This window comes from Chryseobacterium sp. B21-037, from assembly GCF_028570785.1.
Taxonomy (GTDB): domain Bacteria; phylum Bacteroidota; class Bacteroidia; order Flavobacteriales; family Weeksellaceae; genus Chryseobacterium; species Chryseobacterium proteolyticum.
Genome location: NZ_JALGCB010000001.1, coordinates 2,056,245 through 2,072,289 on the forward strand (window position 1 = coordinate 2,056,245; position 16,045 = coordinate 2,072,289).

Below are 16,045 nucleotides of genomic sequence, written 5' to 3' on the forward strand. Positions count from 1 at the left end.
TGAGTTTCAAAAATTGTTCTTTATTAAAACTGTTTACTATGAAAAAAACCTTTACCACATTTCTTTTATTAGCAATAAATGTGGTCTATTCTCAAATTTCAAATGTGGAAAAAGTAATTGATTCCAGTGTGAAGAATGATAATTTCAACGGAGCAGTTCTGATTGCCCAGAATGGCAGGACCGAATTACTTTCGTATAAAGGATTATCCAACAGACATTATAACATCAGCTTTTCAGACGAAACCAGATTTCATATATTTTCTCTCACCAAGTCATTTACTGCAGTCCTGATCATGCAGCTATATGAAAGAGGTAAAATCAACCTGGACGCTCCCATTGCAACTTATCTTCCGGATTACAAAGGGGAAGCCGCTAAAAAAGCAAGCGTAAGAAACCTTCTAACCTATAGCAGCGGGAGATTTAATAAGGACATCAGTTCTCCGGAACTCATTCACGAGGCATATGACAATACAATTTGGAACCTGGATGATTTTATCAAAACCTTTCTCTCTGAAAAACTGATCGATAAACCCGGAACAAAATTCAGCTATAACAATGGTGATTATATCCTGCTTGGAAAAATTATTGAAAATATATATGGTAAATCTTTTGAAGAAGTTCTGAAAGAGCAGATCCTGGTTCCTCTTAAAATGAATAATACAGGTCTTTTGCACCACAATGATATTATCCAGAATATAGATGACGGATATTCGGAAACAGATTCGGACCCATTTGCTCTTCATATCCCAACCAACACCTATATCGACAATTTTTATACGGCCGGGGGCATATACTCCACTCCCAAAGATCTTTTAACCTTTGACCAGGCCGTTTTCAATCATGTTTTATTAAAAAAATCAACTGTAGACACCATGCTTACTCCTTATAAGGAGCTTGGGGATACTGCTTTTAGCTTTTGGGTTTATCCTAAAAAATTCGGAAATATGACTACCCTATTTGTAGAACGTCAGGGTGAAGGTTACGGACATAGTGCGAACTGGGTGCATTTACCTGAAAAAAACCTGACGGTGATTATTCTGTCCAATACCAAAAACATCAACTACCTCAACAAAATGAGAGAGAGGCTAATAAGTGCATATTACGGACAATAAATAAAAATAAAATCAATTTTAAGAGTAAAATGATTCACTGGTTATTGATATTTTAATATCTTTAAATTTAAATAACATATTTAATCAAAAATATCATTTATGGATAATTCACGTAGAGACTTCATCAAAACAACTGCATTAGCTTCATTCGGAGCACTTGTTTTACCTCATTCTTTATTTGCCTATTCAAAAGGTTTTGTATCTGATAAAAAAGTAAGAGTTGGTTTTATAGGAGTCGGATTACGGGGACAGGAACATGTAAAGCTATTGGCTAAAAGGGACGATGTTGAGATCGTTGCTTTTGCAGACCCTAGTCCAATTATGTTATCTGCCAGCCAGAAAATCTTAAAAAGCAATGGTAAACCGGAAGCCCGTGAATTTTCAAATGGAGAATATGATTACAGAAATCTCCTGAAACTTGGCAACATCGATGCGGTTGTTATCGCTACTCCGTGGGAATGGCACCTTACACAGGGAGTTGAAGCGATGAAGGCTAAGAAAATTGTTGGAATGGAAGTATCCGGTGCCATTAAACTGGATGACTGCTGGGAATTCGTAAAAACTTATGAGGAAACAAAAGTTCCCATTTTTATGATGGAGAACGTATGTTACCGTAGAGATATCATGGCTATCCTGAATATGGTCCGTAAAGGAATGTTTGGAGAATTGGTCCACGGAAGAGGAGGTTATCAGCATGATCTTCGCGGGGTTTTATTTAATGACGGTGTTACGCCTTACAATTCCGGAGCCGAATTCGGGGAAAAGGGTTTTAGCGAAGCAAAATGGAGAACGGAACATTATGTAAAAAGAAATGGAGAACTTTATCCTACCCACGGCCTTGGTCCGGTTTCCGTTATGATGGATATTAATCGTGGAAACCGATTAACACGCTTATCTTCATTTTCTTCAAAATCCCTCGGCTTGCATCAGTATATTGTGGAACATCCGAAAGGTGGAGCCAACCATCCTAATGCCAAAGTGAAGTTTAACCAGGGTGATATCGTTACGACACAAATAGCTTGTGCTAACGGAGAAACTATTCTTCTGACACACGATACCAGCTTACAGAGACCTTATGATCTTGGATTCAGAGTGCAGGGAACTGACGGAATCTGGCAGGACTTCGGATCAGGAGGCGCAGATCAGGGACATATTTATTTTGAAAAGATAATGAATCACACCCATAAATGGGATAATACCGAGAAATGGATCAAAGATTACGACCATCCGATATGGAAGAAATTTGAAAGCAAAGCAACTGGCGCAGGACATGGTGGAATGGACTTTTTCGTTATGAACACCTTTATTGAATGTATAAAACGTAATATAGAATTCCCTATGGATGTATATGATCTTGCCACCTGGTATGCAATCACACCGCTCAGCGAAAAATCAATTGCTAAAGGAGGACAGGTTGTTGAGATCCCTGATTTCACAAAAGGACAATGGAAAAATCGTAAACCTATATTCGGAATGACAGATGAATTCTAAAAAAACACTTCTCATAGTAGCCGGAGGCTTAGGCACCCGCTATAAAGGCCTTAAACAAGTAGATGGAATATTGGGCAATGGCTCTCCTATTCTGGAATATTCTATTTATGATGCTCTAATGGTCGGCTTCAATAAAATTGTGATTATTATTAATCGTTTCATCCCTGAAAGCTATATAGAAAGGCTGGAAAACATTTCCAAAACCAACAACTTTGAGTTGCAATGGGTCTATCAGGATATGGATAAATACATTCCTTCAGGGTATGATTATTCGTCCCGGGAAAAACCTTGGGGAACAGGCCATGCCGTACTTTGTGCAAAAGAATATATTAGTGAACCTTTTGTAATGATCAATGCAGACGATTTTTACGGTAAAGAAGTTTATCAGTTAGCATCGAGTGAAATCGACAATCAAAATGTTTCTGATTCCCAATTTGAACTCATTGCCTATCCGCTTTCTACCACGTTAAGTAACAATGGTACGGTAGCCAGAGGTATTTGCACGGTGGATGATGATCATTTTTTGCTAAAAGTAGAAGAGCAGACTTCCATCCGAAAAGAAAATAATACTATTGTCTATACCGATGAAAACGGGAAAGACATAGAAGTAGCACCAGATACTTTGGTTTCTATGAATTATTTTATTTTCCATCCCATTATATTCGATTCATTAGAAATCTATTTTAAGGATTTTATTACATCCAATCCACAACCCAAAGAAGAATTTTATATTCCTACTGCTCTGCAGAAAATGAACGAGGAGAATACAATCAAAATTGCAGTCAGAACCTCGCCATCTCATTGGTTGGGAATGACCTATCCCGATGATAAAATTATTCTAAAAAGTTACCTTGAAAAAGAAATCCAAAACCAGCGATACCCTGAAGATCTATGGAGCTGAAGAATATTATCTCAAAATTTATAGGCACTGACAACTGTACAGTTACTCAGATCAATAACGGTTTGATCAATACTACCTATTGTGTAGAAAATAATCAAAACCGGGAAAAGTATATTTTACAGAAGATTAATACACAAGTCTTTAAAAGGCCGGAGCAGGTTATCAACAATCATTTGAAAATAAATAAGATTCTTAAAGAGGGTCAATATCATTTCAAAATGACACAACCGATTGCTTCGTCTTCAGAGGAGTTTTTAATCAGGGATGGAAATGGAGATTCATGGCGAATGACCAGCTTCATTGATAACAGCATTACCTTTCTTACTGTTCCTTCAGCAGAAACAGCTTCCAAGGCAGCAAGGGCTGTGGGTTATTTTCTTAGCATCATTAACACGCAAAGTCTTCCCATCATTGAAGATCCACTACCCGATTTTCTCAATTTTGAAAAGAGACTTACCGACTATAAAATTTCATTAGAAAGCGGATCATCTTCTTTAAAAGAAAATGCAAAAGCTGAAATAGAAATGATGAACCAATTGTTGTGGTTACCTGATCAATGGATCAAAATGCAAAATAATGGCCAACTTCCTAAAAGAATTGTTCATGCAGATGCGAAAATCAGTAATATTCTTTTTGATCAGAACCATGACCCGATGGCTATAATTGACCTGGACACAATCATGACTTCTACTATTCTCTATGATTTTGGAACCATGATCCAATCATACACCAATACCACTAATGAAGATGATGGAACAGCTCAAAATAATTTCAATTCAGAAATTTTCGAATCGGTAAAAGAGGGCTTTCTATTTCATCTTAAGGATCTATTGACTCCAGACGAGTTTGAAAATCTTGATTATTCCGCACAGGTGGCTATCTACATTCAGGGGCTTCGTTTTCTTACAGATTATTTAAATGGAAGCACTTATTATTCTACAACCTATCCGGAGCATAATCTCGACCGTACGAAGAACCAGCTGGAGCTTCTCAGGGGTTTACGCAGTTATTTAAAAGTAGATTAAAGTGCACATCTTATGATGATGTTGCTGGAGCATAAAGGAAATAAGGAAGGAGGTTATTTTAGAAATTCCATGATCTTTGACCATCCTTCTAATTTCTTTTCCAACGAAATGGTATGCAGCGGGCTTGTCGAAGGCAGCAGAATCACAGGAAGCCGATAACTTTTTCCTAAAACTTTCTGTAGGTTTTTATAAGATTTTCCTCCATTACAAAATATGGCAGTGATATTCGGATATTGTTCTAAAAGTTCTTCAATCTGATTGGCTTCTTCATTTCTGATCTCCGAATCAAGACTTCCTTTTCGCTCACAGGAATCAATCACATCCCAAAGTGCGATGTGATGTTTCTTCAATGTTTCAATCCTTACTGTATAATCTTCCGTAAATTTTTCATGAAGCAGCTCAAAAATAATCTTCCAGAATTTATTTTGAGGATGTGCATAATATTGTTGTTTTTCCAATGATTTGACCCCGGGAATAGAACCTAAAATTAAAATTCTGGAATGGACATCAATAATAGGAGGAAATGAAGAAATACGGTTTTGCATAATTCAAATATAAAAAAAACGGGCCAAAAGCCCGTTTTCGTTTTTATTGTTTGTTATAAAGTTTCTTTTAACCAGTCAAAGAATTCTCTTTGCCATACCAAACCATTTTGCGGGTGAAGCACCCAGTGGTTTTCGTTCGGGAAATACACTAATTTTGTTTTAAGGCCTCTTAATTTTGCTGCCTGGAAAGCCTCTTGTCCTTGCTCATAAGGCACACGGTAATCTATTCCTCCTTGGACAATCATGATCGGCTTATTCCATTTTTCAACAAAATTGCTAGGGTTAAATTCTGTATAAGCTTTTGGAAGCGGCTTCTCCCATGGAGACCCTAAATCCCAGTTGGCAAACCAGAGCTCTTCAGTGGTCAGATACCATGATTTCATATCAAATAGCCCGTCGTGAGCAATAAAGGTCTTGAATCTGTTATCGTGAATCCCCGCAAGCATAAATACACTGTATCCTCCATAACTTGCTCCTACTGCAGCTACTCTTTGTCCGTCCACATAAGGTAATGTCTTAGCATAATCTGTAGCGGCAAGATAATCCCTCATAGGTTGTCCACCCCAGTCTTTAGAGATTTCTTCATTCCACTTTGTTCCCCAGCCCGGCATTCCTCTACGGTTCGGCGCAACTACAATGTATCCGTTAGCCGTCATAAGAGCAAAATTCCATCGTACACTGAAAAACTGAGTCAATGCAGATTGAGGTCCACCCTGGCAATATACCAAAGTAGGATATTTTTTATTCGGATCAAAATTCGGCGGATAATGGAACCATACTCCCATTTCTTTTCCATCCGATGTTTTCACCATTTTTAGTTCAGATTTCCCTTGAGCCAGTTTGGAATAAGTATCTTTATTGGCTTCCGTAACCTGTTTCATTTCACCGTTTTTAATGTTTACAGAAAATAAATCTGTAGCATGGTTGACATCGGTTCTGCCTACCAATAAGGTGTTTTTATTATCAGCAAAGATTTCATTTACATCAAAATCTCCTTTTGTGATCTGTTGAACCTTTGCATTTTTAGGATCTAAGGAAAACAATTGTTTTGTTCCTCTGAATGCCGCTGTAAAATAGATGGTTTTGGAATCACCACTCCAGAAAACATCACCGGAAACACTTTCGTCCCAGCCTTTTGTTAGGTTCTCTGTTTTTCCGGACTTCCAGTCCATGATTTTCACATCATTTTTATCCGCTTCATAGCCATCTCTTTCCATGCTCTGCCATACCAGTGATTTTCCATCCGGACTGAATTTAGGATTGACATCGTAGCCTTTATTTGATTCTGTAAGGTTCTTTGTAGCACCGGAAGCAAGATCATAAGCAAAAATATCCGTATTTGTACTTGTAGCATACTCTTTCCCGCTTTTAGGCTTGGTAACATACAAAAGCTGAGAAGAATCAGGACTCCAGATGAAATCCTCAGCTCCACCAAACGGCCTCTGCGGAGAATCCCATGTCTTTCCTTCCAGTAAGTCTCTTGATGATTCCACTTTATCTGAAGTATTTACTACAAAAACATGATTGTATTTTCCCTCATTGAAATAATCCCAGTGTCTGTGGTTCAAGTCAGTATACACCTGTGCTGTTGTTTTAGGAGTATCGCTGTATTTATCTTTCCCCATTACCTTCTCCACTAAAACCTGCTTGCTGAAAGCGATTTTCTTTCCATCAGGGGAAATTACAATATTATCAACCTCACCGATGGTATAAAACTCCGTCCAGGTTTTTCCGTTATCTTTAGAAAGGAATATCTTATCTCCTTCCTGTGCGTAAATTCCATTCTTATCCCACTGAATAAGAGCTTTTTTACCTAAGTCTAATTTTGAAGACTGATTATTGATAACATTAAGGAAATAGTTTTCGTTTTTCGTTTTCTCTGTTTTCAGATCTACTTGTCCTACTTTATAAATAAGTGAAGACTGATCAGGTGAAACTGCCTGTACTCCCACTTTTTTCAAAGTCCAAAGAATTTCAGGCGTCATTAACTGTTGTGCATTCATTAAAAGTGGGGCTGCTAAAGCCAGCAGGCTGTACTTAAGTTTCATAAATTGCTTTTTAATTCAAAGATTGCCAAATTTAGTACTTAAAATAAAAATATGCGAAGGAATTAACAATTATCTTGTTTTTTGTTAAAGTGATGAATTGATTTACCTGTGATACATTTGATGATAAGACGCTTGTACAGTTGCTATTTATGTTATTTATATCCTTTTTGATGGACCCAATAAAAAATCCGCCAGCTCAACTGACGGATTTATATTGTTATGCTATACTTCTGTAAGCTTAGTCCCCATCTGAGAACATAGAATTGGCCAGTGAAGTGATCAATGATAAGGCGATACTAAAAATGAATGCCCACCAGAATCCATCTACAACCATACTGTCTATGAAATAATCTGCCAGAAGGATGATCAATGCATTAATGACTAAAGCAAATAATCCTAGGGTGATGATCGTTAAAGGAAGTCCCAAAAGACTTAAAACAGGTTTTACAATTAAATTCAAAAGTCCCAAAACAATCGCGAAAATAATCGCAGATGAAAAGCCTTCAAAATGTACTCCCGGTAAAATTTTCGTTAAAAGAAACGCAACAAGCGCAGTAATCAGTAAACGGATAATTAAGTTCATATGTTAATATTTTTAATAGTTTGTATACAAGTATCAAAACTCATTCCATCGGATCTCGGTTTGAATGATTAATAAAAGTCTTTATCCATCATGAATTGCTAAAGTTTATATTTTCAATACAATAAGGGAAAACACTGATTTTTCAAAAATGGGTATTTTCCCTTTGGGTTATGATCTTTTTATTCCTGAATTTTAAGTCTGCAAACCCCTTAAAAATTATGATCATGGACGCAACACACACAACCAATCTCACCAGAGTTGATGCAGGAAAAGATTCATCCTGGCATATTCACAAGGATCACCTGAAGTATTCCAATATTCAAAAAACAAGAGTGGACTTTAATGGACGGAGCCTTGAAAAAATTATGCAAAAAATTGCAGACAACGCATTTATTAATGCACCTTATCTACAATCTGATGAGCAAAACCGCTATTACCAGGAATGCCTTAGATGGATTGAAGAGAATTATGATTAATCATTTTTTTTAAATGGACAAATTGCCTAAGGTATCCTTAGGCATTTGTTTTTTTGGCAAGTAAGACGGCTGAAGTAAAAGTTACGTGTCTTTTTTTTAATTTTATAACAGCTAATAATCTTATATGAAAAAAGAATACACCCATTATTTCAGATATATTATGCTTGCTTCTATCCTACTATTAATCATATCAATGATAGTGCAGGTTAATCTGTTGGTCATTAGTGCTCTTTCTGTGGTTTTTATTTTATCTCTTATTCTTGTGCTTGACCAAAGCGAGTAGATTTAAATAACGGTGGATGCCCTGTAAATCAATTCGGTTTCCATAATAACCGTCTGATCCGGTGATGACGCATTTTGTATTTTTTCCAGCACGAGACGGGCAGCGGTTTCTCCCATTTTTTCTAATGGCTGCTGTACTGTTGTCAGCTGCGGATGCACAATAGTTGCTAGTTCTGTTCCTGAAAAACTTGCAATCGCTATCTCTTCAGGAATTTTTATATTCTGCTCATGAAGATAATTCATTGCACCAATAGCTAATGTATCGGAAAAGGCAAAAATACTGTCGAAATGGATGTTTCTGTTTAATAGTTCCTGTACTGCCTTTCTGCCATCTTCAAAAGTCATTCCCTCTGTAGAAACAATCAGATCAGGATCAGTAAGACTATATTTCTCCATAATACGCTTGTATCCGTTCACTCTTTCAGTTACGTTCCTTATCGTTAAAGGCCCCATAATGTGTGCGATCCTTTTTCGTCCCGTATTAATCAGATGCTCCACTACTAATGATGCTTTGATCTGATCATCTACGATCACCCGCGAAGCCTGTATTGATTTCCCGGGTATCCTGTCAAAAAATACCATGGGAATATCATTATTGATCAGCTTTTTGTAAACTTCTTCATTAAGACTTTCATGACAAAGATTAATAATGATCCCGTCCACATTAAATTCTTCTAAAAGCTTAAGATTCTCTCTTTCTATCAATGGATTTTCATCCGATTGTGTTATGATAACACGATACCCTAACGGATCCAAAATATTCTGAATCCCCTTCAGAACTTTTGAAGAAAATGGTGTGATCATTTCCGGTACCACCAATCCAATATTTTTGGATTTCCCATACTTTAAATTCAAAGCTGTTGCATTGGGTTTATAGCCCAATTTCGTTGCTGCTTCCAATACCCTCTTCTTAGTTTCCGGGTTGATATTTTTATCATTAAGCAGTGCTCTTGAGATGGTAGAGGTAGATAATGACAAAAATTTCGACAAATCTTTAATGGTTACACGCTTCATCAGGGACTCTTTTTTATCAAAAATAACAAAAAAATAAGCAAATGGGAACGTTCCCAAATTCTGGGAACGTTCCCATTATCAATTTCATAACAAAAAATACCGCGCAATAGATTTATTAATATAAGTTTAGCAAACGATTAACATTCAATTAAAAACTATAATATATGACTCCCAATTCTTATCCCTATAACCGTGAAAATATTAAAACCGGCATTGTACATATTGGTGTCGGAAATTTCCACAGGGCTCATCAGCAGTATTACACCCACCTTCTGCTGGGAGACAAAAGTCAACAGCAATGGGGAATCTGCGGAATTGCCTTACTTCCTTCTGATGAAAAAATAGTACGTGATTTAAGATCCCAAAATCTGGACTATACCCTTACGGTTTGTGGAAGGGATGGAAAAGATGAAATCTATACCATAGGTTCACTCACAGAGTTGATATGGGGAGTAGAAGATCCCCAGGCAGTAATTGCTAAAATCGCTGATCCGGCGATAAAGATCATCAGTCTTACCATTACGGAAGGAGGATATAATCTCAATAAAGAAACGAATGAGTTTAATCTGAACGACAGCCACATACAAAACGATTTAATGAATCCGGGTACTCCTGAAACGGTTTTTGGATTTATAGCAGAAGGTCTGCGATTGCGTAAAAAAAATGGAGCCGGAAGTATCACGATCCTGTCTTGTGATAATCTTCAGCATAATGGCAATACCGCAAAAAGGGCATTCACCAGTTTTATAGAATCTCAGGATAAAGATCTTGGAAACTGGATCAAATCCCACGTTACATTTCCGAACAGTATGGTGGACAGAATTACACCTGCTACCACAGCCAAAGATATTGAAAGGCTTAATGAAAAAAGCGGCTGGAATGATAAAGCCCCCGTTTATTGTGAAGATTTCATCCAATGGGTGATAGAAGATCAATTTATCGCAGGAAGACCTGAATGGGAAAAATCCGGCGTAGAATTCACGAATGACGTCACTGCTTTTGAAAACATGAAACTCAGTCTCCTGAATGCTTCGCACACCCTATTATCCTACCCTTCTTTCTTAAAAGGCTACCGCAAGGTAGATGAGGCCATGCAGGATCAAAGTATTGTAAAGCTAATCAGGGATTTTATGAATATAGATATTACACCATATGTTCCGGCACCTGCCGATACTGATTTAGATCTTTACAAACGTACACTGATAGAAAGGTTTTCCAATCATAGCGTAAGTGACCAGGTGAGCAGATTATGCTTTGACGGTGTTTCTAAATTTCCGGTATATATTATGCCCAATCTCGCAAAAATAATCAGTGATGGAAAAGATCTTATGCGTCCGGCATTTCTTATAGCTTCTTACAGGCATTATTTGAAATACAAGACAGACGATAAAGGTTTTACATATGAAATTGGCGAGCCATGGCTGGCTTCGGAAGATGAAATTTTAATCCAAAGTGATAACCCCATTGATTTTTTAGATCTTTCTGCCTTTAAAAGCATCGATTTGAGAGAGGTAAATGCATTTACCGGTCTGTACTTACAGTTTGTTGATGATATTAAAAATCAGGGGATCGCACCTGTTTTAGAAACTATTGTAAACTAAAGTATTATGCAAACAAATTCCGAAATAAAAGCTTTGAAAATAAAGTCTGACAGCAGTATCCTTCCTTTTGCTATTATTACTTTCATTTATTTTATCGTTGGTTTTCTGACAACTGTTAATGAACAGTTGCAGGCTCCTTTAAAATTTACTTTTCTGGCTCATGCGGGAGGTCTGAAAAACACCTTCACCACGCTCATTTCTTTCTTTTTCTTTTTAGGATATTTGTTAAACGGCACTTTAGGAAGCAAATGGGTCAATGCCTTTGGATATAAAAATACGATCCTAAGAGGTTTGTTTTTTATGATCTCCGGATTGATGATGTATTTATGTTCTTCGTGGGTGGGTTATCAGTTTCCTTCGGTGGATTTCAGGATCGGTGATGCCATTATTCCCTTTGGGTTTATCATTTTTGTAGCCGGATCTTATTTAATGGGAACTTCTGCAGCAATTATTCAGGTGGTGGTAAATCCTTATGCTGCCTCTTATCCTTTAAAGGGGACACAGCCCGTACAACGACTGAATATTTTAACAGCCATCAATTCTATTGGTACGACCTCAGCACCTTTCTTTGTGACCATCGTGATGTTCAGTGGTATCTCCATTGAAAATATTGAAATAAAACAGCTGCTACTACCTCTCTCTGTACTGATCATCTGTATTGTTACGGTGATGGCTATCACCAAGAGACTGCATCTTCCTGATATTGAAAATACGAGAGCCGTTGCAGGAGAAAAACTGGAAAGAAGCATCTGGTCATTCCGCCATTTTGCTTTGGGTGTGGTTGCCATTTTCTTTTATGTAGGAACCGAAGTTGCCATCGGAGCCAATATCAACCTGAATGCTTTTGAGCTTATGGAATCGGGAAAGCCGATCACTTTCTTCGGAAAAACGGATATTATTATCGGCGGAATGGACCTTGGAATTCATGCATTATTATCTACTTTATATTGGGGAGGCTTCCTTGTTGGAAGATCTATTTCTAGTTTTTTCAATAAGATCTCAGCGAGAACACAGCTTGCAACGACAACAGTTCTTGCTACCATCCTGGCGATTACTTCAATGATCACCCAGAACCTTTGGTTCCTTGTTGCCATCGGGCTTTTACATTCTTCTATGTGGAGCTGTATTTATACACTTTCTATAAAGGGTCTGAATAAATATACCTCAAAAGCATCCGGTGTATTCATTTCTGCTGTATTTGGCGGTGCGGTATTTACTTTACTTCAAGGAGGACTGGCTGATCTTTTCGGCTCATGGAGATGGACCTGGATATTAACGGTCATCTGTGAACTGCTTATGCTTTCTTATGCACTCTTCGGATCTAAGATCCGGGAGAAAGATATTATTAACTAACCATTCATTTCTTTTATACATTCCTTTTTTCCGGTATTCATTTACCGGACAGGAATGTTGTAATCAAAAAGACACTCAGCATTATGATTAAAATTAAAAAGTTGATGATTATTTCCATCATCATTGGAAATTCATGGGTTTATGGCCAGAAACTGCATTCTGCATTGCAGCTCAGAAACAGTCATTTGTGGCGAGGTCAGGAAGTTTCCTCAGGTTTCATATATACCGGTGATGTTCATTTAGATGGTAAGAATTTTTACGGAGGATTCTGGGCCGGAGGAAATGCAGATGGCTCCTATAAAGAGTTTGACAATTATATTGGATACAAAAATAAGCACCTTATGGTGGAACTCTGGGATATTTATAATTTTTCACCTGGTGCCACTTATAACAACAAAGAATTTTTTAATTACAATGCAAGTGAAACAGGGCGCTTCTGGGATTTCAGGTCATATTATACAATAAGTGAGAAACTACCCTTAGTCTTAAGCTGGAATACGGTAGTCTTTGGCCGGGATAGGGATAGGGACAATACACACAATAAATATTCTTCTTTTGTTTCAACAGAATATCCTTTCTATACAAAAGAAAACCTCGCGGTACGAGGGAGGATCGGATATGCCTTTGCCTTACATAATCCCAAAGGTGAAAAAGGAAACTTTTTTGCTCAAGAAGCAGGTTTTAATGAGATCAGTCTGATCATTACCAAAACATTTTCCATTGCGGGTTATCAGCTTCCGGTTGGAATCTGGGGAATGTTTAATCCTGTAGGAAATAATGCTTACCTGCAGTTTTCTGTTCAGGCTTATTCTTTTTAAATCTTATTTAAGTCTCATCATCGTCACCAATGATGTAGCAACATGAGTTTCGGATGATCCGTTTTCGTCCACTGTATAAATTTCAGTTCTGATCACGCTGATCTTCCCGCCTCCTTTTACTACGTATGATTTTGAAATCAAAGCATCTCCCATTGCAGGCCTTAAATAATTAACCTTAAGTTCTATGGTCACTACGTAACAATCATCTTTATAATTGCTTACCGCAGCATATCCCGAAGAAACATCAACCAGAGAAGCGATCATTGCCCCATTAAACATTCCTGCCTTACGGGTCATCATTTCCATCTTTGGGATTTTAATGGATATGAAATCGGTTTCTACTTCAAGAAGCTCAGCTTTGTAGAATTTTAAGGTTTCGGAGCGGTTGAAACTGTCTATGATCAGTTGTTTTTTCTCAGGTGTCATGGATTGAAATATGATTCTTACAAATGTAATAAAAGGATTGAAAATCCCAGCAGCACTTTTTAAGGTAAACGCATATAAAATATCAAATCACAAAAATCAAAGATCAGAAAGATCTTGTCCTCTTGTGATTAATCAAAAAAAACTTCAGTTCACAATGATAATGTGAGTTAACCTAGTTGCACCGTAAAATCATCAGATAATGACAGGACACCTTCCGTAAGGGCACCCGGATGCGTACTGAAACCTTTTAATTTAGATGTTTTTGCCTTAAGAATAAGATCCAGAAGTTGTTTTTCGGATAACTTTTTTCCAAAGAGCTCAAACGGTATTTTAAAACCACAATTTTTAAAATCTGAACATCCAACTGCGGTTTTCCCCTTAATCAGATTGTGTTCTTTGCATTTCGGGCATTTTGTTTCCTCAAAAGACTGAAGTTCCTTTTTAGGAGCAGGTTCGCGTTTTTTCTTTTCAACCACTTTCTCTTCTTCCTGTAAAGTGATCACTTTTCCTTTCCCGTCCACTACTTTTCTTGTAAGCTCAGAGACCATCTGGATCAGTTCTTCTTTAAACTGATTGGCTTCATATTCACCACTTTCTATTTTCCTAAGCTTTAACTCCCACTCTCCTGTAAGTTCAGGGCTTTTCAGCAATTCATCTTCAATAGTATCAATTAGTTGAATTCCGGTGTGCGTCGCAATAAGATTTTTTCTTTTCTTCTCAATATATTTTCGTTTGAAAAGAGTTTCTATGATATTGGCCCGGGTAGAAGGTCTTCCGATCCCGTTGTTTTTCAGCATTTCACGCAGCTCTTCATCATCAACCTGCTTTCCGGCAGTTTCCATTGCCCTTAACAACGTTGCTTCGGTATATGGTTTTGGAGGGGATGTCTTTCCCTGATGGATTATTGGATCATGCGGCCCCGTTTCTCCTACTGTAAATTCAGGAATGGTTTGCTCTTCTTCTTTTTCTTTATCCTTATCTGAAGACTCTTCTTTCGGTTCTTTGGCATATACAGCTCTCCATCCCGGCTCTAAAACCTGTCTTCCGCTTGTTTTAAAAGGAATAGTTCCCACTTTTCCTTCTACCAATGTATTGGAAATTTTACATTCGGGATAAAAAACAGAAATGAAACGCTTGGCGATCAGATCATAAATAAGCTTTTCCTCCCTGCTCAGGTTCTGGGATGGTGGAACTTCGGTGGGAATAATTGCATGGTGATCCGTTACCTTCGAATCATCAAAAACAGCTTTGGATTTCGGTATAGGAGCTTCCAATAGTGGAGCAATTAAATCCTGATAAAAGTACATTTTCCGAAGGATTCCTTCTATTTTAGGATATAAATTTTCAGATAGATACGTCGTATCCACACGCGGATAAGTCACGTGTTTTTTTTCATAAAGGCTTTGAATATAATTAAGCGTATTTTCGGCTGAATATCCGTATTTTTTATTCGCTTCCACCTGAAGTCCCGTAAGGTCAAAAAGCCTCAGGTTCTTTTCTTTTCCTTCTTTGATCTCAAATGAAACGATTTCAAAGGGATTTACTTTAAGATATTCCAATCCTTTTTCAGCTCGGTCCAGTGTCTTTAAACGATCAATCGCAGCATTGAAAATAACATCGCGGTATTTCGTTTTAAGTTCCCAATACTCTTCTGTGGTAAAAGCGTCAATTTCTTTCTGACGCTGAACCAACATTGCAAGGGTTGGAGTTTGTACCCGGCCGATAGAAAGAACGGCTTTATTCCCTCCGAATTTTTTCGTAAATAAGCGTGTTGCATTAATACCAAGCAACCAGTCTCCGATAGCTCTGGCATTTCCAGCCAGGTACAGATTTTTGTAATCTTCCGCAGGTTTCAGGTTAGCAAATCCTTCTTTAATCGCATCTTCGGTTAGGGACGAAATCCATAATCGTTGAATCGGCTTATTGCACTTTGCCTTCTGCAATACCCAACGCTGGATCAATTCTCCTTCCTGTCCGGCATCCCCGCAGTTAATGACCTCATCACATTCTTCCACCAGTTTTTCAATTACTTTAAACTGATTTTCAACTCCTTTATTCGGAATCAGTTTTATTCCAAAGTTATTGGGAATGATCGGTAATAAAAACAGATTCCAGGATTTGTACTGCGGACCATAATCATGCGGTTCTTTCAGCGTACATAAATGTCCGAATGTCCAGGTTACACAATAGCCGTTTCCTTCCATATAGCCCTGTTTAGGTGTAGTAGCACCTAAAACTTTGGCGATATCTCTGGCAACACTGGGTTTCTCGGCAATACAAAGTTTCATGAATGTTCGGGATTATTGAAAGGGTTGCAAAAATCGGGATTTTTTTTGACTTTAAAAAACTTATAGCTAATCAATACCGGGA

14 protein-coding genes are annotated in these 16,045 nt (G+C 37.6%); 8 read left to right on the forward strand and 6 right to left on the reverse strand.

The features are described 5' to 3' along the window. Nucleotides 1–38: 38 nt before the first annotated feature. The 4 genes from MTQ00_RS08930 to MTQ00_RS08945 all read left to right on the forward strand — a co-directional run bounded on the left by MTQ00_RS08930 (nucleotide 39) and on the right by MTQ00_RS08945 (nucleotide 4,529). Complete coding sequence (locus MTQ00_RS08930; protein ID WP_273648516.1) at nucleotides 39–1,112, forward strand: serine hydrolase domain-containing protein; 1,074 nt, start codon at nucleotides 39–41, stop codon at nucleotides 1,110–1,112. Between the two features lie 99 nt (nucleotides 1,113–1,211). Beyond that, complete coding sequence (locus MTQ00_RS08935; protein ID WP_273648517.1) at nucleotides 1,212–2,603, forward strand: Gfo/Idh/MocA family protein; 1,392 nt, start codon at nucleotides 1,212–1,214, stop codon at nucleotides 2,601–2,603. Next, nucleotides 2,593–3,504: a nucleotidyltransferase family protein gene (locus MTQ00_RS08940; protein ID WP_273648518.1), complete on the forward strand. Its 912-nt coding sequence runs from the start codon at nucleotides 2,593–2,595 to the stop codon at nucleotides 3,502–3,504. Before MTQ00_RS08935 ends, MTQ00_RS08940 begins: the two co-directional genes overlap by 11 nt. Then, nucleotides 3,495–4,529 (forward strand): phosphotransferase enzyme family protein, encoded by a 1,035-nt coding sequence (locus tag MTQ00_RS08945; RefSeq protein ID WP_273648519.1) that lies wholly within the window; start codon nucleotides 3,495–3,497, stop codon nucleotides 4,527–4,529. Before MTQ00_RS08940 ends, MTQ00_RS08945 begins: the two co-directional genes overlap by 10 nt. Nucleotides 4,530–4,582: 53 nt before the next feature. Here MTQ00_RS08945 and MTQ00_RS08950 read toward each other — a convergent pair whose 3' ends face one another. The 3 genes from MTQ00_RS08950 to MTQ00_RS08960 form a co-directional block, all read right to left on the reverse strand. Next, a complete protein-coding gene (locus MTQ00_RS08950) occupies nucleotides 4,583–5,074 on the reverse strand; it encodes a DNA-deoxyinosine glycosylase (protein ID WP_273648520.1) in 492 nt (163 codons plus the stop codon). A gap of 53 nt (nucleotides 5,075–5,127) precedes the next feature. Beyond that, nucleotides 5,128–7,122, reverse strand: a complete 1,995-nt coding sequence (locus tag MTQ00_RS08955; RefSeq protein WP_273648521.1) for a S9 family peptidase — start codon at nucleotides 7,120–7,122, stop codon at nucleotides 5,128–5,130. A 238-nt stretch (nucleotides 7,123–7,360) separates the two neighbouring features. Then, nucleotides 7,361–7,705: a phage holin family protein gene (locus MTQ00_RS08960; protein ID WP_172279273.1), complete on the reverse strand. Its 345-nt coding sequence runs from the start codon at nucleotides 7,703–7,705 to the stop codon at nucleotides 7,361–7,363. Nucleotides 7,706–7,929: 224 nt separating this feature from the next. Here MTQ00_RS08960 and MTQ00_RS08965 point away from each other — a divergent pair, with 224 nt between their 5' ends. Further along, complete coding sequence (locus MTQ00_RS08965) at nucleotides 7,930–8,181, forward strand: hypothetical protein (RefSeq protein ID WP_172279275.1); 252 nt, start codon at nucleotides 7,930–7,932, stop codon at nucleotides 8,179–8,181. A gap of 285 nt (nucleotides 8,182–8,466) precedes the next feature. Here MTQ00_RS08965 and MTQ00_RS08970 read toward each other — a convergent pair whose 3' ends face one another. Then, nucleotides 8,467–9,477: a LacI family DNA-binding transcriptional regulator gene (locus MTQ00_RS08970; protein WP_273648522.1), complete on the reverse strand. Its 1,011-nt coding sequence runs from the start codon at nucleotides 9,475–9,477 to the stop codon at nucleotides 8,467–8,469. A 164-nt stretch (nucleotides 9,478–9,641) separates the two neighbouring features. On the opposite strand from MTQ00_RS08970, the gene MTQ00_RS08975 reads away from it, so the two are divergent. From MTQ00_RS08975 to MTQ00_RS08985, 3 genes are all read left to right on the forward strand, one after another. Then, the gene (locus tag MTQ00_RS08975) at nucleotides 9,642–11,078 is read left to right on the forward strand and encodes a mannitol dehydrogenase family protein (RefSeq protein ID WP_273648523.1); all 1,437 of its coding nucleotides are present in this window, start codon (nucleotides 9,642–9,644) and stop codon (nucleotides 11,076–11,078) included. Between the two features lie 6 nt (nucleotides 11,079–11,084). Further along, entirely contained in the window at nucleotides 11,085–12,431 is a 1,347-nt protein-coding gene (locus MTQ00_RS08980; RefSeq protein ID WP_273648524.1) for an MFS transporter, read from the forward strand. An 83-nt stretch (nucleotides 12,432–12,514) separates the two neighbouring features. Beyond that, complete coding sequence (locus tag MTQ00_RS08985) at nucleotides 12,515–13,249, forward strand: hypothetical protein (protein WP_273648525.1); 735 nt, start codon at nucleotides 12,515–12,517, stop codon at nucleotides 13,247–13,249. 3 nt (nucleotides 13,250–13,252) lie between these two features. On the opposite strand, the gene MTQ00_RS08990 is transcribed toward MTQ00_RS08985, so the two are convergent. Together MTQ00_RS08990 and MTQ00_RS08995 are read right to left on the reverse strand one after the other, a co-directional pair. Next, nucleotides 13,253–13,675, reverse strand: coding sequence for a PaaI family thioesterase (locus MTQ00_RS08990; protein WP_172279721.1), 423 nt, complete (start codon nucleotides 13,673–13,675; stop codon nucleotides 13,253–13,255). Between the two features lie 167 nt (nucleotides 13,676–13,842). Continuing rightward, on the reverse strand, nucleotides 13,843–15,963 hold the full coding sequence (locus MTQ00_RS08995; RefSeq protein WP_273648526.1) for a type IA DNA topoisomerase: 2,121 nt from the start codon (nucleotides 15,961–15,963) through the stop codon (nucleotides 13,843–13,845). Between the last annotated feature and the right edge of the window lie 82 nt (nucleotides 15,964–16,045).

What these genes read in the sequence shown, in the direction of transcription:
- MTQ00_RS08955 (WP_273648521.1), bottom strand. Translation starts at nt 7,122, where the DNA reads ATGAAACTTAAGTACAGCCTGCTGGCTTTAGCAGCCCCACTTTTAATG.
- MTQ00_RS08930 (WP_273648516.1), top strand. Translation starts at nt 39, where the DNA reads ATGAAAAAAACCTTTACCACATTTCTTTTATTAGCAATAAATGTGGTC.
- MTQ00_RS08935 (WP_273648517.1), top strand. Translation starts at nt 1,212, where the DNA reads ATGGATAATTCACGTAGAGACTTCATCAAAACAACTGCATTAGCTTCA.
- MTQ00_RS08970 (WP_273648522.1), bottom strand. Translation starts at nt 9,477, where the DNA reads ATGAAGCGTGTAACCATTAAAGATTTGTCGAAATTTTTGTCATTATCT.
- MTQ00_RS08940 (WP_273648518.1), top strand. Translation starts at nt 2,593, where the DNA reads ATGAATTCTAAAAAAACACTTCTCATAGTAGCCGGAGGCTTAGGCACC.
- MTQ00_RS08990 (WP_172279721.1), bottom strand. Translation starts at nt 13,675, where the DNA reads ATGACACCTGAGAAAAAACAACTGATCATAGACAGTTTCAACCGCTCC.
- MTQ00_RS08980 (WP_273648524.1), top strand. Translation starts at nt 11,085, where the DNA reads ATGCAAACAAATTCCGAAATAAAAGCTTTGAAAATAAAGTCTGACAGC.
- MTQ00_RS08985 (WP_273648525.1), top strand. Translation starts at nt 12,515, where the DNA reads ATGATTAAAATTAAAAAGTTGATGATTATTTCCATCATCATTGGAAAT.
- MTQ00_RS08950 (WP_273648520.1), bottom strand. Translation starts at nt 5,074, where the DNA reads ATGCAAAACCGTATTTCTTCATTTCCTCCTATTATTGATGTCCATTCC.
- MTQ00_RS08965 (WP_172279275.1), top strand. Translation starts at nt 7,930, where the DNA reads ATGGACGCAACACACACAACCAATCTCACCAGAGTTGATGCAGGAAAA.
- MTQ00_RS08975 (WP_273648523.1), top strand. Translation starts at nt 9,642, where the DNA reads ATGACTCCCAATTCTTATCCCTATAACCGTGAAAATATTAAAACCGGC.
- MTQ00_RS08960 (WP_172279273.1), bottom strand. Translation starts at nt 7,705, where the DNA reads ATGAACTTAATTATCCGTTTACTGATTACTGCGCTTGTTGCGTTTCTT.
- MTQ00_RS08995 (WP_273648526.1), bottom strand. Translation starts at nt 15,963, where the DNA reads ATGAAACTTTGTATTGCCGAGAAACCCAGTGTTGCCAGAGATATCGCC.
- MTQ00_RS08945 (WP_273648519.1), top strand. Translation starts at nt 3,495, where the DNA reads ATGGAGCTGAAGAATATTATCTCAAAATTTATAGGCACTGACAACTGT.